General features: G+C 69.3%; 20 protein-coding genes. 14 read left to right on the top strand and 6 right to left on the bottom strand.

Annotated features, from left to right (window positions below; all coding sequences use genetic code 11):
• The first annotated feature begins 79 nt into the window (after nucleotides 1–79).
• The 4 genes from ACT3UL_RS12660 to ACT3UL_RS12645 all read left to right on the top strand — a co-directional run bounded on the left by ACT3UL_RS12660 (nucleotide 80) and on the right by ACT3UL_RS12645 (nucleotide 4,598).
• The gene (locus ACT3UL_RS12660) at nucleotides 80–1,726 is read left to right on the top strand and encodes an alpha-L-arabinofuranosidase C-terminal domain-containing protein (protein WP_444578614.1); all 1,647 of its coding nucleotides are present in this window, start codon (nucleotides 80–82) and stop codon (nucleotides 1,724–1,726) included.
• A gap of 185 nt (nucleotides 1,727–1,911) precedes the next feature.
• A complete protein-coding gene (locus tag ACT3UL_RS12655; RefSeq protein ID WP_444578613.1) occupies nucleotides 1,912–2,463 on the top strand; it encodes a dihydrofolate reductase family protein in 552 nt (183 codons plus the stop codon).
• Nucleotides 2,464–2,488: 25 nt separating this feature from the next.
• Nucleotides 2,489–3,811, top strand: coding sequence for a sulfatase-like hydrolase/transferase (locus ACT3UL_RS12650; protein ID WP_444578612.1), 1,323 nt, complete (start codon nucleotides 2,489–2,491; stop codon nucleotides 3,809–3,811).
• Between the two features lie 40 nt (nucleotides 3,812–3,851).
• Complete coding sequence (locus ACT3UL_RS12645; protein ID WP_444578611.1) at nucleotides 3,852–4,598, top strand: phosphotransferase family protein; 747 nt, start codon at nucleotides 3,852–3,854, stop codon at nucleotides 4,596–4,598.
• Nucleotides 4,599–4,622: 24 nt separating this feature from the next.
• On the opposite strand, the gene ACT3UL_RS12640 is transcribed toward ACT3UL_RS12645, so the two are convergent.
• Complete coding sequence (locus ACT3UL_RS12640) at nucleotides 4,623–5,549, bottom strand: alpha/beta hydrolase fold domain-containing protein (RefSeq protein WP_444578610.1); 927 nt, start codon at nucleotides 5,547–5,549, stop codon at nucleotides 4,623–4,625.
• Nucleotides 5,550–5,610: 61 nt separating this feature from the next.
• Nucleotides 5,611–7,044, bottom strand: a complete 1,434-nt coding sequence (locus ACT3UL_RS12635) for an Nramp family divalent metal transporter (RefSeq protein WP_444578609.1) — start codon at nucleotides 7,042–7,044, stop codon at nucleotides 5,611–5,613.
• A gap of 147 nt (nucleotides 7,045–7,191) precedes the next feature.
• Here ACT3UL_RS12635 and ACT3UL_RS12630 point away from each other — a divergent pair, with 147 nt between their 5' ends.
• Complete coding sequence (locus ACT3UL_RS12630) at nucleotides 7,192–7,740, top strand: hypothetical protein (protein WP_444578608.1); 549 nt, start codon at nucleotides 7,192–7,194, stop codon at nucleotides 7,738–7,740.
• Nucleotides 7,741–7,841: 101 nt separating this feature from the next.
• Complete coding sequence (locus ACT3UL_RS12625; RefSeq protein WP_444578607.1) at nucleotides 7,842–8,597, top strand: metallophosphoesterase family protein; 756 nt, start codon at nucleotides 7,842–7,844, stop codon at nucleotides 8,595–8,597.
• 84 nt (nucleotides 8,598–8,681) lie between these two features.
• Here the strand turns inward: ACT3UL_RS12625 and ACT3UL_RS12620 are convergent, their stop codons facing one another.
• Together ACT3UL_RS12620 and ACT3UL_RS12615 are read right to left on the bottom strand one after the other, a co-directional pair.
• Entirely contained in the window at nucleotides 8,682–9,134 is a 453-nt protein-coding gene (locus ACT3UL_RS12620; protein ID WP_444578606.1) for a hypothetical protein, read from the bottom strand.
• 74 nt (nucleotides 9,135–9,208) lie between these two features.
• Nucleotides 9,209–9,859 (bottom strand): VOC family protein, encoded by a 651-nt coding sequence (locus ACT3UL_RS12615; protein ID WP_444578605.1) that lies wholly within the window; start codon nucleotides 9,857–9,859, stop codon nucleotides 9,209–9,211.
• Nucleotides 9,860–10,166: 307 nt separating this feature from the next.
• Between ACT3UL_RS12615 and ACT3UL_RS12610 the strand changes: the two genes are divergently transcribed.
• From ACT3UL_RS12610 to ACT3UL_RS12575, 8 genes are all read left to right on the top strand, one after another.
• Nucleotides 10,167–10,772: a flavin reductase family protein gene (locus tag ACT3UL_RS12610; protein WP_444578604.1), complete on the top strand. Its 606-nt coding sequence runs from the start codon at nucleotides 10,167–10,169 to the stop codon at nucleotides 10,770–10,772.
• Nucleotides 10,773–10,956: 184 nt separating this feature from the next.
• On the top strand, nucleotides 10,957–12,687 hold the full coding sequence (locus ACT3UL_RS12605; RefSeq protein WP_444578603.1) for a GH39 family glycosyl hydrolase: 1,731 nt from the start codon (nucleotides 10,957–10,959) through the stop codon (nucleotides 12,685–12,687).
• On the top strand, nucleotides 12,684–12,839 hold the full coding sequence (locus tag ACT3UL_RS12600; protein ID WP_444578602.1) for a hypothetical protein: 156 nt from the start codon (nucleotides 12,684–12,686) through the stop codon (nucleotides 12,837–12,839). Before ACT3UL_RS12605 ends, ACT3UL_RS12600 begins: the two co-directional genes overlap by 4 nt.
• 324 nt (nucleotides 12,840–13,163) lie before the next feature.
• Nucleotides 13,164–14,711: a multiple monosaccharide ABC transporter ATP-binding protein gene (gene mmsA, locus ACT3UL_RS12595; RefSeq protein ID WP_444578601.1), complete on the top strand. Its 1,548-nt coding sequence runs from the start codon at nucleotides 13,164–13,166 to the stop codon at nucleotides 14,709–14,711.
• A 27-nt stretch (nucleotides 14,712–14,738) separates the two neighbouring features.
• Entirely contained in the window at nucleotides 14,739–16,010 is a 1,272-nt protein-coding gene (locus tag ACT3UL_RS12590) for a sugar ABC transporter permease (protein ID WP_444578600.1), read from the top strand.
• A 142-nt stretch (nucleotides 16,011–16,152) separates the two neighbouring features.
• The gene (locus tag ACT3UL_RS12585) at nucleotides 16,153–17,289 is read left to right on the top strand and encodes a substrate-binding domain-containing protein (RefSeq protein ID WP_444578599.1); all 1,137 of its coding nucleotides are present in this window, start codon (nucleotides 16,153–16,155) and stop codon (nucleotides 17,287–17,289) included.
• Nucleotides 17,290–17,369: 80 nt separating this feature from the next.
• The gene (locus ACT3UL_RS12580) at nucleotides 17,370–18,383 is read left to right on the top strand and encodes a LacI family DNA-binding transcriptional regulator (protein WP_444578598.1); all 1,014 of its coding nucleotides are present in this window, start codon (nucleotides 17,370–17,372) and stop codon (nucleotides 18,381–18,383) included.
• 67 nt (nucleotides 18,384–18,450) lie between these two features.
• The gene (locus ACT3UL_RS12575; protein WP_444578597.1) at nucleotides 18,451–19,467 is read left to right on the top strand and encodes a LacI family DNA-binding transcriptional regulator; all 1,017 of its coding nucleotides are present in this window, start codon (nucleotides 18,451–18,453) and stop codon (nucleotides 19,465–19,467) included.
• Between the two features lie 41 nt (nucleotides 19,468–19,508).
• Here the strand turns inward: ACT3UL_RS12575 and ACT3UL_RS12570 are convergent, their stop codons facing one another.
• A complete protein-coding gene (locus ACT3UL_RS12570) occupies nucleotides 19,509–22,769 on the bottom strand; it encodes a GH92 family glycosyl hydrolase (RefSeq protein ID WP_444578596.1) in 3,261 nt (1,086 codons plus the stop codon).
• Between the two features lie 9 nt (nucleotides 22,770–22,778).
• Nucleotides 22,779–26,720: a GH92 family glycosyl hydrolase gene (locus ACT3UL_RS12565; RefSeq protein ID WP_444578595.1), complete on the bottom strand. Its 3,942-nt coding sequence runs from the start codon at nucleotides 26,718–26,720 to the stop codon at nucleotides 22,779–22,781.
• Nucleotides 26,721–26,827 lie beyond the last annotated feature (107 nt).

Below are 26,827 nucleotides of genomic sequence, written 5' to 3'. Positions count from 1 at the left end.
TGCGGGACCCGCCGGTCGCCACCATGCTGTCGGGACGACGAACGGGTCGATGAGGCCCCCTGTTCTCCGAAAGGCACCCATGACCCCGCAGTCCCCCGCCCGCATCGATCTCACACAGACGACCGGACCGCGCCCCATCGATCCGAAGATCTACGGCCACTTCCTGGAATCCGCCTTCTTCGGCAACATCGAGGGCGGAGTGTTCGACGAGGGCTCGGAGCTGTCCGTGAGCGGCGACGGCCCGCTGGAGGGATGCCGGCAGGACGTCATCGACGCCTGCCGTGACCTGGGCCTGCCGGTGGTGCGCTGGCCGGGCGGGAACTTCACGTCCGCCTACTGGTGGCAGGACGGCACCGGCCCGCGCGATGAACGACCTCGTCGACTCGAGCTCGCCTGGGGCTCGGAGGAGACCAACCGCTTCGGCACCCCGGAGTTCCTCGCCTGGTGCGAGGCCACCGGCGCAACCCCCTATCTCGCGCATGGCTGCCGCAGTGTCGAAGACGCGGTGCGCTGGGTCGAGTACACGAACTACGCCGGGGACACCGAGATGACCCGACGCCGCGCGGCCGACGGCCTCGAGCGCCCTCGCGCGGTGCCGATCTGGGGCATCGGCAACGAGGTCTACGGGCCCTGGCAGATGGGCCACCGCAGCCCCGAGCGCTACGCAGAGGACGCCCTGGAGCATGCGCGGTTCATGCGCGCGGTGGACGCCTCGATCCGATTCGTGTGCGTGGGGCTGGACGATGACCGGTGGACGGACGTGGTGGTGCGTGAGCTCGGCGAGATCACCGACTGGTTCTCGGTGCACGCCTACGGTGCGAGCTTCCACCTCGTGGATCCCTCGCGCGAGGAGTTCGACGCCGTGGTCTCGCAGGCGGTGCATTTCGAGAAGGTGCTGCAGGGGTTCTCCGAGAAGGTCGCCGCCGCCGCGGATCGTCACGGCATCTCCAGTCCCCTCGAGATCGCCTTCGACGAGTGGAACATGCGCCACTTCGAGCCGCGCAGCTGGGAGGACCCGCAGCCCGGGGCCGACGGCGGCATCGCCGAGCGCGACACCTCCGGTCCCTCCGACGAGCCCGGCGTCTCCGCGGAGAACGGCTGGCGGGTGAGCCGCTATTCGCCGCGCACCCTGGCCGACGCCCTGTTCTACTCCGGGGTTTTCCACGCGATCCATCGCACCGCGGGGAACCTCGTGCCGGTGACCATGGCGAACACCGTGAACCTTGTCAACGCCAACGGCCTGCTCGCCGTGCGCGAGGGTGGCCTGGTGCGCTCGGCGACCTTCCACGTGTGGGACCTGTACCTCAACCATTTCGGCACCGTGCCGCTCCCGGCCCGGGTGGCCGGGCCCGCCGTGACCCAGCCGGTGCGGCGCGAGCAGGGCTGGGGCGGCGAGGCGCACTGCGTCTCGGTGCTGACCACCGTGGGAGTGCTCGACGTGAGCGCGTCGACCTCGAAGGACGGCTCGCGCCGGTATGTCGCAGTCATCAACCGCTCCGCCGACGAGGACGTCGAGGCGGTGCTCGCCGTGGACAGCGAGCTGGTCGACGGCCCGGTCACGGTGCACACCCTGGGCGCCGACGCCGAGGACCTGTTCGCCGTGAACACGCTGAGCAGCCCCGATGTGCTGGGGATCCGCGAGAGCACGCAGGAGCTGACGGGCGGGGTCTTCGTGGCGCTGGCGCACTCGGTGAGCGTGGTGTCGTGGGAGGTGGTGGGCGGCTGACCGAGCCGCGGTCTGACAGGCCGGCAAGGCCTTGCCGTCAGGAGTCGGCCAGGAACTGCTGGGCACCAGACGGTCGAGGTTGAATCGGCGTCACGGTGAGCCTGACGGTTCATCCCGCTCAGTAGGCTCATCCCGCTCCGTCGACACACCCCTTCAGAGGACCCACCCCACGAAAGGATACGCTCATGGCGACCACGATCGTGCATGCGACACTGACCGTCGACGGAATCCTCGCAGATCAGGACGGCGGGGTGGACTGGATGTTCGGCCGACCCTCCGCCCCCGAGGACGACGCCGTCGTCGAGAAGGTCCTGGAGCGCATCGGCGCCGTGGTCGGAGGAGCGAACCGCACGCAGACCATCGAGGACGGCGAGATCCCGTACGGCGGCATGCTCACGGTGCCGGTCTACCTGATGACCCACACCGCTCACGAGCCGATCGAGCGCGACGGCGTCACCTACACCTTCGTGGTCGACGATATCGCGCAGGCGGTCGAGGAGGCGAAGCGGGCAGCGGGCGACGGATGGGTCAGTCTGCTCGGGGGCAGCATCTCGCGGCAGTGCCTCCAGCTCGGGCTGGTCGACGAGCTCCATCTCGACGTCGCCCCGGTGCTGCTCGGGAAGGGCATCTCCCTGTTCGCCGGGCTGGGCCGGCACATAGAACTGGAACGCCTCGAGACATCGGCCTTCGCGAGCGAGACCCACCACCGCTATCGTGTGCTCCGCTCGTCGACATGACGGCCACACCGCACCGGGAGCGACCATGACCGACCACCACCGCCCGAACGTCGTGATCCTCTATGCCGATGACCTGGGATGGGGCGACCTCGGCTGCTTCGGCGCCGACGACATCCCCACCCCGCACCTCGACGCCTTGTGCGCGAGCGGGGTGAAGCTCTCCCAGTGGTCCGCGAACTCCCCGGTGTGCTCGCCCTCGCGGGCTTCCCTGCTCACCGGGAAGTACCCGGGCCATGCCGGGGTCGAGTCGATCCTGGGCGGCAGGCGCGACACCGTGGGACTCCCCCACCAGGCCACGCTCGCCTCCCACCTGCGCGAACGCGGCTACGCGACCGGCCTGTTCGGCAAATGGCACCTGGGCGTGGACCCCGCCTACGCCCCCACGCGCTACGGGTTCGATGAGGTGTTCGGACTGCGCGCCGGCTGCGTGGACTACTACTCGCACATCTTCTACTGGGGCCGCGACAACCCGGTGCACGACCTGTGGGACGGGGACGACGAGGTCTGGCTGAACGGCGAGTACCTCACCACGGTGATCGGCCGACGGGCCGCGGACTTCATCACCCGCCACGCCTCGCGCGCCGGACAGGACCCGTTCTTCTGCTACGTCCCGTTCAACGCCCCGCATTACCCGCTGCATGCTCCCAAAGAGCACATGGATCGCGTAGCGCACCTGCCGCCGGGTCGCCAGGAGCTGGCCGCCATGATCGCGGCGATGGACGACGCGATCGGCGAGATCCTCACGGCGCTGGATGAGGCAGGCATCCGCGAGGACACCCTGGTGGTGTTCTCCTCGGACAACGGCCCCTCGCGGGAGAGCCGCAACTGGCTGGGCGGCGAGGAGATCTCCTACACCGGCGGTTCGGCCGGCGGACTGCGCGGGTCGAAGGGCTCCGTGTTCGAGGGCGGGATCCGGGTGCCGAGCATCGCGTCGTGGCCGGGCCATCTCCCGGCGGGTACGGAGTTCGACGAGCCGGGTCTGATGATGGATCTGCTGCCCACGATCCTGCACGCCGTCGACGGTGCCGAGGCAGACCTGCCGGAGGTCGACGGCGTCTCCCTGCTCGAAGCATGGTGCGGCGAAGCGGCAGCGCCAGAGCGCTCGCTGATGTGGACCTACCAGGCGCAGTGGGCGGTGCGGCGCGGCCGCTACAAGCTGGTGGTCGACGCCCGCGAGGGCATGGACCCGCCGACGTCGGTGGGGCAGGCGGTGTTCGATCTGGACGCCGATCCGGCCGAGAGCCGGGACGTTTCGGCGGAGGTGCCTGACGTGGCGGCGACGTTGGAACAGGAGCTGCAGGGCTGGCAGGAAGTACACGCAGCATGGGCGGAAACTTCGTACGACTAATCCGGTGACATCCGTGGCCAGATCCGCGAGGATGACCCGCATGGATGAGGTGGAGGTCGTCGTCGCCCACAGCGAACGCGCGACGTTGCGCGTGGGCGACGTGTTCTTCAAGGTCGATGGCGACCCGGCGCACGCGGACATCGAGATCCGGGCGATGGGTATGGCGCCCGTCCCGACCCCGGAGATCCTCTGGCACCGGCCGCCCGTACTGGCGATCGCCGCTGTGCCGGGCCGGGCGCTGGGCGTGCTCGGCGAACCGTCGCCCGCGACGCCGGCGGCATGGGCTGCGGCGGGCGCGGTCATCCGCACTCTGCACGACGCCCCGTTGCCTCCGTGGCCCGGACAACGGCTCGAGGGCATGGCGCCGGAGCTCGACCGGGAGTGCGCCTGGCTGCTCGACCATGCTGTTCTGCCGGCTGAGGTGATCCATCGCAACCGGGAGATCGCCGAGGCGGCGCTGCGGCCCTGGTCGCCGTCGTTCATCCACGGCGACCTGCAGCTCACCCACGTGTTCGTCGACGGGGACGAGGTCACCGGGATCATCGACTGGTCCGAGGCCGCCCCCGGTGACGCCATGTACGACCTCGCCATCCTGACCCTCGGGCACGAGGAACGCCTGGATGACCTGCTCGCCGGCTACGGCCCGGGCGCGGACCGGGACGTGATCCGCGCTTGGTGGTCGCTGCGCAGCCTGGTGGTGGCGCGCTGGCTGAGCCAGCGCGGCTTCGATCCCGATGCTCCGGGGTGCGAGTTCGACGTGCTCAGGGCCCGGATGCAGGACGGGTAGGGCCGGCGGGGAGACGCATCTGCCTCACACGTCCCTGGCGAGCACACGTCGCAGCCAACTCTCCCGGGCTCGGTGCGCATCGCGGGAGACCTCGGCGTCCTCGAGCACGCAGTCCGAGGAGTGGAAGGCCCCGGAGTACATGTGCAGCTCGACCGCGGTGCCGGCGGCGCTGAGCCGTGCGGCGTAGTCGAGGATGCTGTCGCGGAACAGCTCCGCGCCCCCGGTGTCCAGGAAGGTGGGCGGCACTCCGCGAAGATCCGCGGTCTCGCCGGGTGGCAGGGTCTGCGCGCCGTCGAGCACGTGCGACCAGGCCGTGCGGTGGGAGATCGCGCTCCAGGCCGGGGAGTCCGCGAACTGCCGGGTCGAGGGGCGCTCGGTCCGGTCCAGCATGGGGCACACCAGCAGCTGACCGTCGAGGTGGATCCCGCGGTCGCGGGCGGCGATCACGGTCGCCGCGGCGAGGCCTCCCCCGCCGCTCTGGCCGGCGAGCACGAGGGGTACATCCGTTCCTGCCGAGGCGATGACCTCGAGGACCACGTCGATCATCGCGTCGAGGTTCTGCTCCGGCGCCAGCGGGTACTCGAGCGTCCATACCTCGAGGTCCAGGGCGTCGGCGTGACGGGCGATGACGTCGGCCCCATCGAAGCGGCAGCCCGCGATGAGCCCGCCGCCGTGGAGGAACAGCACCCTGGCGGCCGGGACACGGCCGGTGCCGAACACGGTCACGGGACACGCCGGGACGTCGGTCCGTTCGGCGGCCGTGAGCCCGAGGCGGGTGGCGATCTCCGCCGCGGTGGTGGTGCGGGCGGCGCCGACCCGGCGGTATTCGAGGATGTCCTCGAGGGTGCGCAGATCCGTGGGCATGATGCGGCCGATCTCGTCTAGCCCCGCACGCAGGGTGGAGGCGACGCCGGGGTGCACGGCCGGCGCGGGGTCCGGGCGAGGGGTCACGAGCGGGCTCCGTGTCGAGGGCGGTCTGGGCGGGGTGCAGGGCTCACAGGGCTCTCGCCCATCAGCCGATCACCGTGGTCACGGCCGAGTAGATGCCGAGCGCGATGATCGCGAGGGAGCTGATGATCAGCGCGATGTAGATGAAGCGGCCGCCGCGGAGCGCGGGCTCGATGCGCCCGCGCAGGTAGAGCGCGGAGATGGCGACCGCTGCCAGGAAGATGCCCCCGGCGATGCCACCCACCATGATCATCAGCAGCGGCTCGTTGATCCACAGGAACGTCAGCAGCCACATCGCCGGAAGGAAGGCGATGAACACGCGCATCCAGAAGGTGCGCTTGCGGGCGTCGGCCCAGTCGAAGACGCCCACGATGGACAGGGCGTTGGCCCAGGACCTCGACCACGAGGGGATCGCCGCCCAGATCGTCGAGCCCAGCGCCGCGAGCGCGCCGAGCAGGAACACGATCCGGCCCACCTCGCCGAACACCCCGGAGAAGGTCTCGGACAGGGTCAGGATCATCTCGTTCCCCTCGGGGACCAGGCCCTGCGGGTGCAGCACGGCGGCGCCGAGGATGAAGAACGCGGCGGTGGAGACGGTGTAGATGACCCAGGAGACGATCGCGTCCTTCTGCATCACGGCGATCCAGCCCAGCGCGCGGGCGCGGTACTCCGAGGTGCCGTCGTTGGGGCCGGACCAGCGCGCGTAACCCTTCTCCAGGCACCAGTAGGTGTAGGCGGTGATCTCCTCGGAGGCCACGCCGGTCAGGCCGAACATCGTCAGCGCGATGCCGATCGCGCCGATGGGCAGCTGGAGGCTGAGTCCGGAGGCGAGGTCCGCCCCCGAATAGGCGAAGGCGCTGAATGGCAGGGCGATCACGACAAGCACCGTGACCAGCACGAACGCCATGGTCAGGAACGTCGCGACGCTCTCGATCAGCCCGTACCTGTTCGAGATGAGCGTGGCGATCGCGATCACCGTGACGACCACGGCCCAGATCGTCACGGCCGCCGGGGACAGCGGGCCGAAGCCGAGCGGTGCCAGGATCGACAGGGCCGCGGCCATGCCGCCGATCAATCCGCCGGTCTGGATGAGCTTGCTCAGCGCCATCAGCGCCCACAGCAGGAACACCCAGCTGACGCGCCCGGCCTTGGGCGGCACCCGGTTGTAGCCCTCCATCGCGCCCTCACCGGTGACGATCGAGTAGCGGGCCATCTCCATCTGCACGGCCACCTTGACGATGGTGGAGACGAACACGAGCCACAGCAGCACGAAGCCGGCCTTGGCCCCGAGGGACGTGGCGGTGATCAGCTCACCGGCGCCCACCACGGAGGCGGAGACGATCAGGCCCGGGCCGAAGAACTTCGAGGACGCCTTCCAGCCGACGGGCGGGGTCTTCACGGCCGACGGGTCCAGCGCATACGGGTCGCCGCTGACGAACCGTTCCGGTGGGGTCTCCTCGACCTCAGAGCGTTCGGGATGGGCGGACGATGCGGTCAACGGTGACTCCTGGTCGCGTGCGTCGCTCCGTTCAGGAGCAGGACGGACAACCTTATCGGCGCCCCGCAACGGGCTGCGGCGGGCTGCGGCGGGCTGCGCGTGATAATCACCTTCCGCCGCCACCCTCGCGCCGACTACTGTGCCCGGATGGACCTCGTCTTCCTGCACGGCCCCGTCGCGTCGGGGAAGCTCACCGTCGCCCGGCAGCTCTCCGAACTGACCGGGATCCCCGTCTTCCACAACCATCTCGTCGTCGACCTGCTCCTCGAAGTCTTCGAGTTCGGCTCACCGGAGTTCGTCCGGCTGCGGGAGACGTTCTGGCTGGACACGTTCGCCGCCGCAGCCGACGCGGACACGTCGCTGATCTTCACGTTCGCACCGGAGTCGACAGTTCCCGCCGACTTCCCCGAGCGTGCTGTGTCCGCGGTGAACGACCACGGCGGGCGCGTGCGGTTCGCGAGCCTCGAGGTCTCCGCCGCCGAGCAGGAACGCCGGATCGAGAACACGGACCGCAAGAAGTTCGGCAAGCTCGCCAGCGTCGAGACCCTGCGGCATCTCCGCACCGCCGGCAGCCTCGCGGGAGAAGTCCCTCCCGCGGACATCGCGATCGATACCGAGAGCGTGTCGCCGACCGACGCTGCGGCACGTCTCGCCGACGCCTTCGGCCTGAGCAGCGCGCACGGTCGACGCGGGTAGTCCGCCGGCGGGACGATCCGGTCATCCACATTTCGAGCGCGGGCCGTGCCGGCGCTGGGTCTCCTCTGCCACGATGGCGTGCCTATCCCGCTCAGGAGGTCATGATGATCCCGCTCGATCCACGCACCACGGTCGTCGCCGGGGACTGGCACGGCAACACGCGATGGGCTGCGTCCGCGATCTCCTCCGTCGGCTCTCGCGGCGCACGGACCATCCTCCACCTGGGTGACTACGGGTACACCTTTGAGGCGCGCTTCCGCGAGGCCGTCGAGCAGGCTCTCGCCGAGTACGACATGCAGCTGCTGTTCGTGCGCGGCAATCACGACGACACGAGCTATCTCGAGCAGCTGGAACGTGACGGTGAGGGCTGCGGAATCGTGTCGCCTCGGGTCCGGCATCTGCGGGATGGCCAGCGCCTCACCGTGGGCGACGAGGTCGCCGTGGCACTCGGCGGAGCGGCCTCGATCGATCGTTCGGGGCGGCTGGTCGGAGTCTCCTGGTGGCCGGACGAGATCACCCCGAACGCTGCGATCGACCGCGCCATCGCCGACGGACCCGCACAGATCGTCGTGGCCCACGACTGCCCCGCCGGGGTCGATCTGGCCCTCGATCCGAGATTCGGTGCGTACTACGAGGACACGGACCCAGGGGTTCTCGACTACTGCGAGGAGAACCGCCTGCGCCTGTGGGAGGTAGCCACGGAACTACGTCCACGACTGTGGCTGCACGGGCACTACCACCAGCTCACCCGAGGGCACGTCGACCACGGCGGCGGCCAAGAGACCGCCGTGATCGGTCTGGACTGCGACGGGACCGCGATGGAGCGGAACCTGCTCTGGCTCGAGCCTGCGGCCTGACCATCTCTTTTAGGCGACCCCCGAGGAGAGTTGGTGCCGAACGGCGCTGCCGCGCCCCTCGGGGGAACCGACCGCCCTTCGCGCCTACGCGCCTGAGGTGCCGTCCTTCTGTGCGTCCTCGTCCACCTCGGCGATGAAGGCCTGGAGGATCTCGGCGCGCAGGATGCCGATCTTCTTCTTGAGGGTCTTCTTCTGCTTGCGGGTCGCGCCGGGGGCCGTCAGGAGCGCTGCGGCCCGGTCCAGCTGCTCCAGCTGCTTCCCCCAGGTCTCGGCCTGCTTCGCCTCGGCGTCGTCGTCGGCCGATTCGGTGAGGTACCCGATCTGCTCGCGCAGCGCGTCGATCGTCTGGCGCATGTCCTCCGGGGTGTCCCCTTCGTGCTGGACGAGGCGCAGGATCTGCTCCTGGACCTTTTTCCACACCTCGGGGTTGTCCGCGGCCTTCTTGATCAGGGCGATGGCGAAGGGGCTCATCGTCATCGCGAGGTTGACGAGCGTGTTCCCCTTCGGGACCAGGTTCGTGAGCTTCTTCGTCGCCATGGTTCTCCCGTCGTCGTGCGCGTCGCAGTCGTGAGCGTCAGGTTCGTGGGCGTCAGAGTACGCGGGGCCGCGCCTCAGATCTCGACGTCGCGGCCGTCCTCGGTGCGCAGCTGCAGCACGAAGCGGGAGCCACGGGCCTCACGGATCTCGGCGACGCCGTCCTCGAGGCCGAGGGCGTCGAGGGACTTCTGCTGCGGGGCGGGATTGACCTCGATGCGCTCGAAGGAGACCAGCTCGATCGAGGGGAGATCGCCCAGGCCCGGCTGCGTGGCCGTGCCCCAGTCGATGAGGAAGGGGACGGCGTAGTTGCGCGGGGCAGCGGCCTGGGTGAGGCGCCACGTCAGCTCGGTGCCGTCCGCGGTGGTGCGGGAGAGCTCCTCCACGTCACCGGGGTCGAAACCGGCGGCGCGGGCGCGCTCGACGACCTGGTCGATGCCCTCGGGGTGCACGGCGTAGGTGATGAGGGTGGGCTTCTTCAGCCGGTTGATGCTGAAGGTCTTGGGCAGCTCCTCGCCCTCGCGCTCCGGGTCGGGACCGATCAGCTCGAGGTAGTGGGGGCGCTTCGCGCCGTCCACGGTGAGGGCCACCAACGCGTTGGCGGTGCCGGTGGGGTGGGTGCCGCCGGGCGCGGCGGTGACGCCGGTGAGCTCGCGGAACCAGTCCACGATCTCGGCCAGGTCGGGGCCGGCGATGACGATGTGATCGAGCAGGTGGGGGACGCTCATGGGGCGCTCCTTCAGAAGGGTCGGGGTCTCGGCGCGGCCGAGGAAGAACAGGAGGAAGAACAGGAGGTGGCGGGCTCCGTCGAGACGGGGCCACCGTCGATGCCTCTGACGTTACCCGGCTTGCCGGAGTGTGCGCCCTGTCGCCGCGCAGTCCGGGAGAAGGTGCACAGCCCGATCGCGGACGCTCAGCCGTGCCACGGGACTCGCCGTGCTCGAGCACACAGGCTGACGACAGGTGCGAGGCGTTGCCGGCAGGGAGCCGACGGGGGCGACGATTCTGGTGCGGATGGTCATACACAATGAGTCGATGACCCACTTCTATCGGCCCGCGGAAGGGCACCGACTGCCCCACGACCCGTTCAACGCCATCGTCGGGCCACGCCCCATCGGCTGGATCGGCACGCTCGACGCTCGTGGCCGCCGCAATCTCGCGCCCTATTCGTTCTTCAACGCGCTGAACTACCAGCCGCCTCTCGTGGGGTTCTCCAGCAACGCCTGGAAGGACACGGTCGCCAACTGCCTGGAGACCGGCGAGTTCACCTGGAATCTGGTCACCCGCGCTCTCGCCGAGAGGATGAACGCCTCCTCGACGACCGCCGAGGTCGACGAGTTCGACATCGCGGGGCTGGAGGCCGCCGCATCGAGCGAAATCGCCGCGCCCCGAGTGGCCGCCTCTCCAGTGAACTTCGAGTGCCGCGTCACCCAGATCATCGACCTCCAGGCAGTCTCCGGCCAGCCATCCGGCTCCTCGTTCGTCGTCGGCGAGGTCGTCGCCGTCCACATCGAGGACTCGCTGCTGGTCGAAGGACTCTTCGACACCGCCGCAGCTGACCCGGTGCTGCGCGGTGGGGGGCCGAGCGCGTACTTCGGGATCGACGAGGCCCAGAAGTTCGATCTGCACCGACCGGACTGAGCGCCCGTCCCGGCTCAGGGCGGATCGCCCCTGGCGCCGCCCCGAGGAGCGGGGCCGGCTGTGCGTGGCGGGCTGCGCGGAGGGGTGCGCGGGACATTCGAATGGACAGCGCATTCCCATGGACCGTGCGAGCGCGTAACCTGCCAGGCATCCTCCGTGACGCCCCGAAAGGCAGTGACCGCGCGTGTCCACGACCGCTCAGCCCACCCACGAGAACCTCACCAGCGCCCGACCCTTCCCGCCCAACGCCCCGAGCGATCCCGACGCCCCGCATGTCACCGCCGCCGCGGTGCAGATCGATGCCGGCCGCGAGATCGGGCCGCTCACCCGCTTGTGGGAGAGCGTCGGCTACGACGAGATCAACTGGACCTACACCCCCACCGGGCGTCACCTCCTGAACACCTTCGGCGACCTCACCAGCACCGGGTTCCATATCCGCCCTCACTACGCGCTGTGCTCGGGCTCCGGCTTCGGTATCCCCCACTGGGGCAACGGGAACGTCTACCACGAGGACGCCAACGGCACCCCGTACTACGACTTCACGATCCTGGATCAGACCTACGACGCGATCGTCGAGGCCGGCCACCACGTGCTGGTCGAGATCGGCTTCACGCCGCGGGATCTGCTCCCGCCCGGGGCCGACGAGCTCACGATCACCCCCAGCCCCACCATGTACTCGGCACACGAGGCGGGCCAGTGGTCCTACCCGCCGCGGGACTACGACCGGTGGCGGGACCTGCTCGCCGCACTGGCCGCGCACTGCCTGGAGCGCTACGGGGCCGACGAGGTGGACACCTGGCTGTGGGAGCTGTGGAACGAGCCGGACATCTTCTACTGGCGCGGCACTCCCCAGCAATTCCACGAGCTGTATGCGGCGACCGTCGAGGGCGTGCGCAGCGCGCTGCCACAGGCGAAGGTGGGCGGGCCGGCCGTGACCGGCGGCGGCACCGAGTTCCTGCACGGGTTCCTGGCGTACACCGACGAGCAGGACCTGCCGCTGGACTTCGTCTCCTTCCACACCAAAGGTTCCTCCTTCACCCCGTGGCGCGTGTACGGCCCCACCGGCGGCGACGCCCCGGAGCAGCAGAGCCCGTCGGCCCACAAGATGCTCTACGAGGTGCGCTCGATGCTGCGCGTCATGGCGCAGTTCCCCGCCTACCGGACGTTGCCGGCGATCATCGACGAGTGCGATGCGGGCGTGCCCGCCCACTTCTCGTTCTACGACAACGCGAACTTCCGCTTCCAGAACACCGAGTACTACCCGGTGTTCCAGGTCAAGCTCATGAAGAAGCTCCTCGATCTCAACGACCTCGAGGGCGCGAACATCCAGCAGGCGATGTCGTGGGCCTTCTACTTCGAGGGCGAGCGCTACTTCGAGGGCACGCGCGCATTCCTCACCGCGGACCGCATCGAGAAGCCGTTGCTGAACGGCTATCGCCTGCTGTCGCACCTCGGGGAGACTCGGGTGGAGGCCACGAGCGACGTCGCCCACGGGGTCGAGCTCCTGGATCAGGCCGACGGCCGCGCCATGCCCGAGGAGGTTGACGTGCTCGCCTCCCGCGACAGCGACGGCCGGATCGTCACCGCTCTGTGGCGGCACACCGACGACCAGTACCGCACCGCCGACGCACCCACCCCGGTCGCCCTCACCGTGCGCGGGCTCAAGGCAGGCACGTACCGGCTCACCCATCACCGCATCGATGCCGAGCACTCCAACAGCCACACCATCTGGGAAGGACTGGGCTCGCCCCAAGTGCCCGACGCGGATCAGCTCGCCCAGATCCATGCGCGCGAAGGGCTCGAGGAGCTGACGGAGGCGGCCGACGTGACGGCGAGCGCCGAGGGGACCCTCGAGCTGACGGTCGAGCTCCCGCTGCCGGCAGTCTCCCTGCTCGTGCTGGAGCCGGTCCGATGATCGACGAACCAGAGCCCGGCGAGGTCGATGGGGCCTGGGCATTGGTCGCCGCGCGACCAGCCGACGAGCTCGAGAGCGGGGCCGTGAGGGCGCTGACACGCGAGGAGGCCGACGAGTACGTGGATGCTCGCTCGGCCGCGTCGCGCGATTGAGCACTCGCGCTATTTTCCACCCCGATGCGCTCCGCGAGCTAGGCGATGCGATCGAGCGGCACGACCAGGGTGGACAGGGATGAGGTGCCTCGCCCCTCACCTCTGAAGAGCCCTGTTGCCTGCCCGATGGGCCCATCACACAGCGGCCCCTTTCACGCCGGAGCATCTCGAGGCGTTCGCAGAGCAGCCGCGGATGCCGCTTTCCTTAACCGTGACGTTCCTGTGATCTGTTTTCGGCGGACCCATCGACCCCTCCACCTCTATGATGACAACGTTGTCGACCGGTCGACGGTCGCACTCGACGAGGAGTGGAAGGGATATTCCATGCGCGATCCGCACGCGATCTTGGAGATGCGCACCATCACCAAGCTGTTCCCGGGCGTCCGGGCTCTGGACGACGTCACGATGACCGTCCGCCGGGGTGACATCCATGCGATCTGCGGGGAGAACGGCGCCGGCAAGTCGACCCTCATGAAGGTGCTCTCCGGGGTCTACCCCCACGGCACCTACAGCGGGAGCATCCTGTTCGAGGGTGAGGAGATGTCCTTCAAGGACATCAAGTCCTCCGAGAGCGTCGGCATCGTCATCATCCACCAGGAGCTCGCCCTCATCCCCGAGCTCTCCGTGGAGGACAACATCTTCCTGGGCAACGAGATCGTCGCCAAGGGGCTCATCGACCGACGCACCCTGCGGCGACGCAGCCTGGACCTGCTGGCCCGGGTGGGTCTCGACGTGGACCCCGGCACCCAGATCAAGACGTTGGGCGTGGGTCAGCAGCAGCTGGTCGAGATCGCCAAGGCGCTCGCGAAGAACGTGAAGATCCTGATCCTCGACGAGCCCACCTCCGCCCTGAACGAGGATGATTCCGCGAACCTGCTCACCCTCATGAAGGGTCTGAAGGCCAAGGGCATCACCTCGATCATGATCTCCCACAAGCTGGGCGAGATCGCCGAGGTCTCCGACGCCGTCACCGTGATCCGTGACGGCCGCACCGTGGAAACCTACGACGTCGAGGCCGGCCAGGTCGACGAGGACCGGATCATCCGCGCCATGGTGGGGCGGTCCCTGGACAACCGTTACCCCGAGCACGAGCCGAACACCGGCGGCGAGGTCATCCTCGAGGTCAAGGGCTGGACGGTCGAGCATCCCACCGTGCCCGGCAAGCTCGTCTGCGACGACGAGAGCTTCGTGGCGCGGCGCGGCGAGATCGTCGGCTTCGCCGGCCTGATGGGCGCCGGACGCACCGAGCTCGCACGCTCCCTGTTCGGCCGCTCCTACGGCGTGCACAAGTCCGGCCAGATCGCGCTCCACGGTGCGCCTGTCGAGCTGAAGACCGTGCGGCAGGCGATCCGCCATCGCCTCGCCTACGTCTCCGAGGACCGCAAGCTCCTCGGCCTGAACCTCCTGGACAGCATCAAGGACACGATCGTGTCGGCGAACCTTCGCGCCGTCGTGAAGCGCGGGCTCATCGACGACGCGATGGAGCGCACCGTCGCGGAGAGGTACCGCAAGTCGTTGCGGATCAAGACCCCCGGCATCGACGTCGGCGTCGCCACCCTCTCCGGCGGCAACCAGCAGAAGGTCGTCCTCGCGAAGTGGCTGTTCCCCGAGCCGGACGTGCTGATCCTCGACGAGCCCACCCGCGGCATCGACGTCGGCGCGAAGTTCGAGATCTACCGCCTCATCCAGGATCTCGCCGACCAGGGGAAGGCCGTCATCGTCATCTCCTCGGAGCTCCCCGAGGTCCTGGGGATCTGCGACCGCATCTACACCATCTGCGAAGGACGCATCACCGGGGAGGTGCCTCGCTCCGAGGCGGACCAGGAGACGCTCATGCGCATGATGACCACCACCGTCGGATCCGCTGCCTGACCGGCGCAGGAACGAGAGAACTGAACAATGAATGTAGTGAAACAGGTATTCGGCACGGACTTCCGTCAGTTCACGATGGTGTTCGCCCTCGTGGCGCTCCTCCTGGGGTTCCACCTCGCCTCCGGGGGCAAGATGCTCACCCCCGGGAACATGCAGAACCTCATCGCCGGCAACGCCTACGTGCTGATCCTCGCGATCGGCATGGTGATGGTGATCGTCATCGGCCACATCGACCTGTCCGTCGGCTCGGTCGCCGGGTTCGTCGGCATGTGCGTCGCCCTCTCCGCGCGCGACCTCCACTTCCCGTGGTGGGCGGCGCTGCTGGCCGGCCTCGTGATCGGCGCCCTCATCGGCTGCTGGCACGGCTTCTGGCTCGCGAAGATCGGGATCCCCGGGTTCATCACCACGCTGGCCGGCATGATGCTCTTCCGCGGCGGCGTGATCTGGATCAGCGGGTCCGTGAGCGTCCCCGTGCCGCCCGAGCTGAACGTGCTGGGCGCGGGCTACCTCCCCGAATGGGGCCCGGGCTGGACCTACCTCAACAACTCCACCCTGCTGCTGGGGATCCTCGCGATCGCGCTGTACGCGTGGAGCCAGATCAGCACCTACCGCCGCCGGGTCGCCGACGGCGAGACCGGCCTGAATTTCACCGCCGTGATCATCCGCGTGGTGCTCGTCGGCGCGGTCCTCGCCTATGTCACCTTCCTGTTCGGCTCCGGCCGCCCCGGCACGTCCTTCCCGGTGCCCGGCCTGATCCTCGTGGCGCTCGTGATCATCTACCACGTCATCACCCAGCGCACCACGTTCGGCCGCCACATCTACGCCGTGGGCGGCAACAAGCAGGCCGCGGCCCTCTCCGGGGTCAGCGTCAACCGGGTGTACTTCCTGGTCATGATGAACATGTCCTTCCTCGCCGCTCTCGCCGGAATCCTGTTCGTCGCCCGGGCCACCTCCGCCGGCCCCTCGGACGGCAACATGTGGGAGCTCGACGCGATCGCCGCGGTGTTCATCGGCGGCGCCGCCGTCTCCGGCGGGATCGGCACCGTCACCGCGACCATGATCGGCGGCCTCGTGATGGCCACGCTGAACTCCGGCCTGTTCCTCATGGGAGTCGGCCAGGACAAGACCCAGGTGATCAAGGGACTCGTGCTCCTCGCCGCCGTCGCCTTCGACGTCTACAACAAGCAGCAGGGCCGCCCCTCGATCAGCGGGCGCCTCTTCGGCGACCGGACCAAGTCGGAGACCACCACCGAGACCGTGCAGATCGCCCCCACGACTCCCGGCGCAACCGGGCAGTAATCCCCCTGGGCGGCCGGGCGCAGTCCCCTGGGCGACCGGGCGACAGCCACCCCGGGCGCACCGCCCTCTCCCACATCACCTCACCCCGCATCACCTCATCTGGGAGCCCGATGGCGGGCACCCATCCTCATAAGGAGATCCCATGAAGACCACGAAGACCGTGACGAGCATGACGAGCGTGAAGAGAAGGACGTTCGCCCTGGGCGGCGTCGCCGCAGCCAGTTCCCTCCTCCTCGCCGCGTGCGGCGGAGGCCGCACCGCCGAGGACACCAGCGGCGGGGACTCGGGCGCCGGCGGCGGGTTCGACGCCGACGCGACCGTCGGAGTCTCCCTCCCCTGGCTCGGCACGCAGAACTGGGCAGAGGCCCAGGACCTGTTCACCGCGCAGCTCGAAGAGGCCGGCTTCACCGCGCTCGTCCAGGCGGCAGACAACAAGGTGCCTCAGCAGCAGCAGCAGATCGAGGCCATGGTCCAGCAGGGGGCGAAGGCGATCGTCGTCGGCCCCATCGACGGCACCCAGCTCGGCAGCGCCCTGAAGGCCGCGAAGGACGCCGGCGTGCGGATCATCGGCTACGACCGACTGATCGAGAACACCGACGCGGTCGACGCCGTGGTGCAGTTCGGCAGCATCCGCACCGGCGAGCTGCAGGGCCAGTCGCTGCTCGACGGCCTCGCCGAGCGCAAGGGAAAGGGCCCCTACAACATCGAGCTGTTCGGCGGCGGCCCCGCGGACCCCAACGCCCCGAACTTCTTCACCGGCGCGATGTCCGTGCTCCAGCCGAAGATCGACGACGGCACCGTCGTGGTCGTCTCCGGGCAGGTGGACTTCCAGCAGGCCGCCACCCAGGACTGGGACAACGGCAAGGCCCAGAGCCGCATGGACTCGATCCTCGCAGCGAACTACTCCGACAAGCAGATCGACGGCGCACTGTCCCCCAACGACGGGATCGCCCGCGCGATCATCACGTCCTGCACGGCCGCCGGCCAGGACGTCCCCGTCGTCGACGGCCTGGACGCAGAGACCGAATCGATCACCTCCATCTGGAAGGGCGATCAGTACTCCACCGTCCACAAGCCCACGAAGGACCTCGTCGCGAAGACCATCGAGATCATCTCCGCCTACCAGAAGGGCGAGGAGCCCCCGGCGGCCGACGAGACCGAGAACAACGGGACGATCGACGTACCGATCTACGCCCTGGACCCGGTGGTGGTGACGAAGGAGAACGCCAAGGAGGTCTTCGCCGACGACCCCGATCGCCTGGCACTCCTGGACGGCTGAACCCTCCCGCAGGACGAAACGCAGCAGGTGGCTCCATGGTCGCTCGACCATGGAGCCACCTCTGTTGAGAGGAGCCCTTGGTGGCGAGGAAACGCCCCACGATGAAGGACGTCGCCGCACGCGCCGGCGTGGGCTTCAAGACGGTCTCCCGCGTGATCAACGGGGAGCCCGGGGTCACCGAGCGGACAGCGGAGAGGGTGCATCTGGCCGCCGCCGAGCTGCACTACAGGCGCGACATGATCGCCGGGAACCTGCGACGCGCCACCGGCCGCACCGACAGCCTCGGGCTCCTCGTCGCGAGCGTCGACAACGAGTTCGACGCCGCCCTCCACCGAGCGATCGAGGACGCCGCTCAACAGCACCGCGTCAGCATCTTCACGGGAAGCACCGACGAGGATCCCGACCGCGAGCGCCAGCTCGCACTCGGCCTCCTGGCCCGTCGTGTGGACGGGCTCGTCCTCATGCCCTCCCCCGGCGATCTCTCCTACCTCCAGCACGAGATCGACCTGGGCACCCCGATCGTGGCCGTCGACCGCCCACCCCACGGGATCACAGTGGACACGGTGATGGCAGACAGCACCCAGGGCGCCCGGGACGCGATCGCGCACCTCATCGACCACGGACATCGCCGCGTCGCGGTACTCACCCATCTCGGTACGCTGCACACTGCTGCCCAGCGCATCGCCGGTGCGCGACGCCGATGGGAGGACGCCGGACTGCCCGCGAACGACCTCCAGGTCGTCGACGGACTCACGACCGAGGCGGAGATCGTGCAAGCGCTGCTCGGCCTCCTCGACGGCGACGACCCGCCGACCGCGGTGTTCACCGCCCGCAACCAGATCACCACGGGAGCGGTGAGGGCCCTCCAGCAGCGAGGGCTGCAGCGGGAGATCGCCCTGATGGGCTTCGACGACTTCGGCCACGCGGACCTGTTCGACCCCGCGATCAGCGTGGTGAAGCAGGACCCGGGGCAGCTCGGCCACCGCGCCACGGAGCGACTGCTCGCGCGCCTCGAAGACCACTCGCTGCCGGTGGAGCATCTGGTCCTCGGGACGACCCTGACCCTGCGGCAGTCGTGCGGATGTGGCGGCTGAGAACAGGGCGGAGAGGGCGCGACTATCATGCTGACAACCATGCCGGAGCAGTTGTCGAGGGAGCCCAATGTCCACGCACGACGCGTTGCGGGGGCTCCCCACGCTGCGACAGGTCGCCGAGACCGCCGGGGTCAGCATCAAGACGGCGTCCCGCGCGCTCAATGATGAGGCGCACGTCGCGCCGATCACCTACGAGCGGGTGAAGCAGGCAGCCGCCGAGCTCGGGTACCGCCCGAACCTCCTGGCGCGCGACCTGCGCTCGCACAGCACATCGAACGTCGTCGCGATGGTCATCGCGGATGTCTCCAACCCGTTCTACCTGGCGATCGCCTATGCCGCCGGCCAGGTGCTGGCTGCACAGGGCCTGCTCCTGTTCACAGGAGTCAGCGACGAGGACCCGGCCTCGGAGGCACGCGTCATCAGCGGTTTCCTCGAGCGTCGTGTCGCCGGCCTGCTCGTCGTCTCCTCGCGCACGGACCACCGTCATCTGCAGCATCACGCGGAGAGCCGCACCCCGACGGTGTTCCTGGACCGACCGGGCCACGGCCTGGAGGTCGACGAGGTCATGTTCGACAACGTCGGAGGATCCCGTGCGGCCATCGACCACCTGCTGGCCCAGGGGCACCGGCGGATCGGAGTCATCGGCGATCTCGGCTCTCTGCCCACCCATCGCGAGCGGATCGCCGGCGTGCGCCGCGCCCTGGCCGAGGCCGAGGTGCCGATCGACGAGGGTCTCATCATCACCGACGCCCACGACGCCGACGGGGCCGAGGCCGCGATGCGACAGCTGCTGACACTACCCTCCCCGCCCACCGCGGTGTTCGCCACCAACAACCGGATGGCGGTCGGCGGGATGCGCGCGGTGGCGGACGCCGCGCATCCTCCCGCGCTGATCGGTTTCGACGACGTCGAGCTCGCCGACGTGCTGGGGGTCAGCGTGGTCTCGAACTCCCCCGCCGACATGGGGACCGTCGGCGCCGAGATGCTGCTGGAGAGGATCCATGGCCGAGCAGGGCGGCGCCGCCGGGTGCGGCTGCCGACCGAGCTGGTCGTGCGCCGCTCCACGGCGACGCCGCTGGAGTGACCACGCTGCGGCGATCCGGCCCGCCTCTGCGGCGGCGCGGGTCAGGCGCGCTGCGCCGTCACCGCCATCACGGCGAGGTCGGGGTCGTCGCCGACCGTGATCGAGGTCAGTTCCCGGGTCGGGTCGGCCGGGACGTCGAGCAGCCACAGATCGGTCTCCGGTCCTACCCGGCCGACCCCGTTCTCGATCCGGTACTCCTGGTGGAGGCCCGGCCGGTTGTCGAACTTCGGTGAGCCGCCTGCCCAGTCCCCGACCGAGACCGTGGTCTCCTCGGCGCTGCCGTCGGCGTAGGTGAGGGTCAGCGGCACGTCGCTCGTATCGCCGTTGCGGGCGGTGGCGAGCAGGGTCAGCCGCTGGGTGAGCTGCCCGACCTCGACAGTGAAGGGGCCGACCGCCAGGTTCGGGTCCGTGCCCTCGGTCGAGGGGATCCGCATCACCACGTCGTCGACCAGCGCCTCGCCGGGCGCCGGCAGCTCATCGCCCGCGAAGGCCCATCCCTTTCCGTCGAAGTCCCCCGCCGAGGTGTCCTCGAGCGTGGCGACGCCGTCCAGGGTGAGCGCATCCTCCAGCGGCACGATGCACTGGGAGCCCGCCGCCTCGCAGCCGGTATCCAGCACCTCCACCACCAGCTCGGACTCGACGGTGCCGAGCCGGGAGGTCACCGTCGCGGTGACGGTGTGCTCGCCCGCGGGAGCATCGGCCGGGACGGTCAGCGTCACGGGCAGCTCGGCGCGCTGCGGGGAACCGTCTCCCTGCACGCGCAGCTCCCCCTGCTCCGGGGTCACGGCGACAGCATCGTCGGAGGTGAGGGCGACGTCGGCCGTGATCTCGCCGCGCCCGGTCAGCACGGCCGACACAGTGGCGTCGATCGTCGTCTCCTCGCCCGAGATCACTGTCAGCGGCGCCTCGGTGGTGAGCGCGGCGCCGAGATCCTCCTGCTGTCGCTCTCCACGCCCGGGGACCGGGGCCGGCGGCTGCTCGCCGCGGCGGGTGGCCCAGTCCGAGGGCTCGGTGCCGAGGCCGATATCGAGGTCCGCCCCGTCGCGCAGGTCGGCGGCGGTCAGCCAGCTCTGGCGGTGCGTGCGGCCGTCGAGCTCCACCTGCTGGACATAGCGGGCGTCCTGCGAGGTGCCGGGCGCCTCGATCACCAGATCACCGTCGTAGAACGGCTCCGGCAGGTCGATCACGGCGCGGTCGAAGACCGGGGACCCGATCGTCAGGACGTCAGTGCCGGCGATCGCCGGGTAGATGCCCAGCGAGGACAGCACGTGCCAGGCGGACATGGTGCCGACGTCGTCATTGCCGGTGATGCCGGAGGGGTTGTCCGAGAACAGGGTGAGCGCCGCCCGCACCACGTCCGAGCTCTTCCAGGGCTGCCCCGTCCACAGGTAGAGGTAGGGGGCGTGCAGGTCCGGCTCGTTCTGCGGGTTGTAGCGGGAGGTCCCGTAGTAGTCGTAGGCGCTGTTGACCCAGACGTCGCGGGCGGTCCCCTCGGGGTCCGTGAGCAGCTGGTCGTAGGCGAAGAAGCTGTCCAGACGCTCGTTGGTGGCCTCCGTGCCGCCGATCTTCGCGATCAGCCCCGGCACGTCCTGCGGGACCAGCCAGTTGTACTGCCAGGAGGTGCCCTCATGGAACCCCTTGGTGAAGGCCGGGTCCGGATCGCCGACGAAGACCCCGTCGGCATCGCGGGGCTGGGGGAACCCTGTATCCGGGTTGATGATGCTCTCCCAGGAGCGGGAACGCTCGGCGTAGCGGAGCGCGTCGTCCTCGTGGCCGAGGTCCTCGGCGAGCACCGACATCGCCGCATCGGCGACCGCGTACTCCATCGTCGCCGACCCTGCATGGTCCAGGTCGCAGTCGCCCGGTCTGCACTCCGCCCCGGTCTCGGCGGGCACGTACCCGTGCTCGAGGTAGTGGTCGTTGCCGGCGCGCCCGTTGGCCGGATGGTCCGACGACGGGACGGTGTCGGCGTTCTGGACCAGCTGCGTCCAGAGTCGATCCTCCCAGCCCTCGAGGAGTCCGTACTGCTGGGCCGTGACGAGCTGCGGGGTGACGGGGTCGCCGGTCATCACGTTGGTCTCGACCGGTCCCCATCCCCAGCGCGGGAGCCGCCCGCTCTGCTCGCCCTGCAGGATCAGGGAGATCGACTGGTCCCGCGCCTCCTGCGGGGCGATCAGCGCCAGCAGCTGGATCTGGGTGCGGTAGGTGTCCCACAGCGAGGAGGTCTGGTAGTACCCGTGGCCGTCAGCGGTGTGGACCTCGTCGTCCCAGCCCAGGTAGCGGCCGTCGACGTCGTCGCCGCGGTGCGGTCCCAGCAGGCTGCGGTACAGGGAGGAGTAGAAGGTGCTCTGCTGCTCCTCGGTCCCGCCCTCGACCGCGATGGCGTCGAGCCGCTCCTGCCAGACGCTGCGGGCGGCATCACGCACCTCGTCGAAGCTGCGCCCGCCCTCCTCGGCCAGGTTCCCGGCGGCACCCTCCGCGTCGACCCAGGACAACGAGGTGGTGACCTCGACGTCCTGGTCCTGCGTGGTGTCGAAGCCGATCCAGGCTCCCTGCCGCGACTCCCCCTCGGTGGCGGCGGAGCCATCGGTGCTCGCGGCGGTGAACTCGTCGCCGTCGAAGAGGTCGACGTTCTCGATGTCGCGGTCGAAGGTGGTCAGGAAGTGCAGCGTGTACGGCTCGGTCTCCTGGCAGAAGCCGGAGCCCTCGACCGTCGTGCGGATCGTGCGGGCGTCGAGGACCTCGACCTTCGAGCTCCTCATCCCGTGCAGCGCCTGCCCGGCGTTGAGCATCAGGCCCGACTCCTCGGAGCCCTCGTAGGTCAGTCGCTGCTGCCCGGTGCGGGTGGTGGCGGTGAGCTCCGCGGTCACCGCACCATCAGGGTCATCGAGGGTCACCTGGTAGGACCCCGGGGAGGCCGATTCGGTCTCGTGCCGGAAGGGCTGCGCGTACTCGCCGTAGTCGGTGGAGTCCGGCCGTCCGGTCATCGGGGTCATGGGCAGATCGCCGCCCAGCCCGCAGCCCACGCCCGAGACGTGGGTCATCGAGAAGCCCCGGATGCGGTCGTCGGTGTACCGGTACCCGGCGTAGTGCCCGGTGTCCGGGGAGAGCTGCACCATCCCGAAGGGCAGGCTCGCTCCGGGAAAGGTGTTCCCCTCGGCCTGGGAGCCGATGAAGGGGTTCACGAGGTCGACCGAGTCGGCCGGGGAGGCCGCGTCCGTCGGCGCGGCGGAGGCGAGCGGGGCGGCCAGGCTCAGTGCGGCTGCGAACGCGATGAACGGGGCGAGGCGGCGATGCGACATCGTCTGCTCCTACTTCTCGGTGGCGGGCTGGTCGACGTCGATGTCGAAGAACTCGAGCTCGGCGAGCCCGATCTCGTCGGAAGATCCTTCGAGCACCCGCAGCCGGTAGTGGGTGTACGTGCCCGGGCCGCGCGTCCCTGTGGCCTGGAACGGCCGGGTCTGGTTCTCCCAGTCGAAGGCCTCGCCCTCGCGGCGGTCGATCTCGTACCACCGTTCGCCATCGCGCGAGCCCTCCACGACCCACGCGGTCGGATGTCCGACGGAGTCGTCGCCCGAGGTCAGCGTGTACATCGTGACCTCATTGCGCGGGGTGTCCGACTGATAGGTGAGGGCGTCCTCCGGGGTGAGGACGAGCTGGGTCGACGAGTCGTCGTCGACAACCTGCTCCGCGCCCTCGACCCCTCCCACCTGCGCCGGGTCGGCCAGGAGATCGGTGAGCGGCTCCGGGGGCTCATCGCCCGTGGTGGGCGACGGACGGGCGTCCTCGGGATCCGCTCCCCAGTCGGAGGGCTCCGGGCCCATCGTGAAGTCGAGGACGGCGCCGTCGGCGAGCGTCTCGTGGTCGATCCAGGCCTGCTCCCGGTTCTCGCCGTCGACCGCGAGGGACTGGACATAGATGTTCTCGGTGCTGTTCTCGGGGGCGTTGACGACGATGTCCTCACCGCCTGGGAGATGGACTGTCGCCTTCGTGAACAGCGGCGAGGTCACGGCGTAGGTGCCGTCCCCGAGCTGCTGCGGATAGAGCCCGAGCATGGTGAACAGCCACCAGGCCGAGGTCTCCCCGTTGTCCTCGTCGCCCGCATAGCCCTGGCCGATGTCGCTGCCCACGAAGTGGCGCGACTGCACCTCACGGGTGATCTGCTGGGTCTTCCAGGGCTGGCCGGCGTCGATATAGGCGAACGGGATGTGGTGGGAGACCTGGTTCGAGAACCCCCACTGACCCATCCTGACGTCGCGGGCCTCGGTCATCTCGTGGATGGTGCCGCCGTAGGTGCCGGGGAATCCGGCCGTCTCCGGGGTCGAGTAGAACTCGTCGAGCTTCTTCGCCAGGTCCTCTCGACCGCCGTACAGGTTCGCGAGGCCCTGCCCGTCGAACGGGGCGTGGAAGGCGAAGTTCCAGCCGTTGGTCTCGGTGTAGTCGTGCTCTCCCCAGGACCTCGGGTCGTACTCGTCGGGCGCGTAGCGGAAGCTGCCGTCGTCATTGCGGCCCTGGAAGAAGCCGGCCTCCGGATCGAAGTGGTTGACGTAGTTGTTCGACCGTGCCTCGAGGTAGGCGGACTCGGTGTGGAGCCGCTCCTGGTCGGCGTCGCTCAGCCCCGGTTCCGCGGCGAGCTGCTCGGCCTGCTGGGCCAGGGCGAAGTCGTTGATGCCGCCCTCGAGCCCCCAGGAGGTTCCCTCGCCGACCTCGGTATCGGTCCAGCCGCGGAAGATGGAGGTGCCCAGCCCCTTGCGGCCGACGTCGGAGTCCGTCGCGCTGCCGGGCGGGGTGACGGTCGCATTCTTGAGGCCGGCCTCGTAGGTGCCCATCGGATCCGGGAGCTCGACTCCCTTGGTGTAGGCGTCGGCGAAGGCGGCGTCGGAGCTGGTGCCGGTCATCAGGTTCGCGTAGCCGGGCGAGGACCAGCGGGAGACCCAGCCGCCGTCGCGGTACTGCTGTACGAAGCCGTCGACCAGTTCGCTCGCGTCATCGGGCATGAGCAGGCTGTACGCGGGCCAGGCTGTCCGGTACGTGTCCCAGAAGCCGTTGTTGACATAGATCTTGCCGTCGACGATCTTCGCACCGGTCTCGGTCTCGGTGCTCTCTCCTGTCGGGTCCGAGACCGGGGAGGCGTACTGGAACTGCGGCTCCTCCAGGGTGCCGGTGTTCTCGAACCCCGAGTTCGGGTAGGCGCTGAGGCGATACAGGTTCGAGTAGAGGGTGGTGAGCTCGTCCGGCGAGGCGCCTTCGACCTCGATGATCGACAGCTTCTCGTCCCAGGCCGCCTGCGCGCGGTCGCGCACGGTGTCGAGGGTGTCGTCCGCCGCGATCTCCTGCTCCAGGTTCCGCTTCGCCTGCTCCAGGCTGATCAGCGAGGTGGCGATGCGCATCGTGGCGCTGCCGTCGGCCTCGGGCGCGAGCCGCACCCAGCCGGTGTTCCCATCCTCGGCGTCCTGCTCGACCACCTCCTGGTCGAACTCGGCGTGGACGAACAGGCGCGTGGCGCCGGCGGACAGTCCGCTGCGCACGTCGGAGTACCCGGACACGGTGCCGTCGTCGTTCAGCGTGAGACCGGAGTCGTCATCGACGTTGTCGAAGATGACGGAGGCGTCGCCCTCCGGGAAGTCGAAACGGACCAGCGCAGCGTGGTCGGTCGGCGCCATCTCGGTGACCATGCCGTTGTCGAACTCGACGCTGTAGTGATGGGCGGTGGCCTTCTCCTTGTCATGGGAGAACGTCATCGCCCGAGCGTCCCGGTCGGTCTCCGGGGCGCCTTCATCAGTCGAAGGCATGAACTGGAAGGTCTGTCGGTCACCCATCCAGGGGCTCGGGGCGTGGCTGGCGGCGAAGGCCTGCAGCTGCGGACGGTTCTGCTCGTCGTTGTCCTGGTGATACGAGTAGGGCCAGTTCAGTGCGCTGGCATCCGTGACCGGGGTCCAGAAGTTGAAGCCGTGCGGCACCACGGTGGCAGGCAGATTGTTCCCGCGCGAGTAGTCGCCGGAGGAATGGGTCCCGCGGCGGGTGTCGACCCAGTCCGAGGGACGCTCCTCGCTCTGGACCGGGCGTTCGGCGATCTCGATGTCGTCGATCCAGCCGGCGAAGCCGACGGGCCCGACGGCGGCGTCGTAGCCGAGCAGGATGCGGTCGATGGTCTTGCCCTCCGCGACCTCGCCCAGCCGCAGCGTGCGCTGGTTCCACTGGTCGGTGAAGAGGGCCTTGGACTCTCCTTGCCCGGCGGGTGAGCTGTCGAACCGGTACTGGTCCTGCGCGTCGAGCTCGCTGAGGTAGGTGCCGTCGGTGAAGGCGAGGTCGATCGCGGCGTTCGTCGAGGCGTAGCTCAGGTCGCCCCCGAACTCCGGGAAGATGCGGTAGCTGAGCTCGGTGTCCGCGGCGATGGGGAGATCCACGTCGTGCAGCTTCTGCCAGTGGTGGCCGCCGTCCTCGGAGGTCGTGCTGCCGGAGTAGCGCAGGGAGCCCACTCCGGTGAATCCGACCTCGGTCGCCGACGCGTACGCCGCGGCGGGGCCGCTGCCGGGCGTGACCTGCATTCCGGGATCGGCCTCGGCGGAGCCGTCAGACAGAGTGAGTTCGGCGAGCTGGACGGTGTCCCCACTGGCGACGGCGGAGATGTCGAGTCGGTAGAACGGGTACGCGGTGGTGTTGTCGGTCTCGTAGGTGTTCGCGGAGCTGCGCCCTTCGAACGACTGGTCCGCCTGGGTGTCCAGGGTGGTCCAAGTGGCGCCGTCGGTCGAACCCTGCAGGGTCCAGTCCTTCGGATCCCGCTCGGGCGAGTCATCGGCGGAGGTCAGGAGGTAGTCGGCGACCACGAGCGGTTCCTCGAGTTCGATCTGCAGCCAGGCCGCGGAGTCGAAGGCCAGCCACTTCGATGCGGAGCTCCCGTCCACCGCCTTCGCCGCCGATTCCTGCGGCGAGTTCTCGGCACTCGCGGTCACGGCGCTGACGCGCGAGGTCAGGTCGCCGGGGACCGACGAGGTGGCGATGTTCTCGGACCAGGGGGTCCCGTCGGGGCGGGTCTCGGCCTGATCGGTCCAGTCGAGCTCCGGGTCGTCGGTCTCGTACGAGGTCGAGAAGCGCGGTGCGGGCTCCTCGGACGTGGTGCCCGGAGCGTCCGGTGCGTTGGGCGCGGCGGCCGCCGGCGGCAGGACCGTCAGGCCGAGGATGAGCGCTGCCGCGAGGGCTGCTCGGGAGACTCGGGCCGAGCGCGGAAGACGTCTGCTGCTGGTCTTGGACATGTGGTGGTTCCCCTCATGAGGTGCCCGGCCGCCGTGCTCCGTGGGTGAGGCTCTCCCTGCGGGCTCCGGTGCCGACACGCCTTTGACAACGATGTCATCTGCGATGG

It is taken from the genome of Brachybacterium sp. 107 (genome assembly GCF_052379725.1).
Lineage (GTDB): Bacteria > Actinomycetota > Actinomycetes > Actinomycetales > Dermabacteraceae > Brachybacterium.
This window is presented reverse-complemented; position numbering and strand designations above follow the sequence as displayed.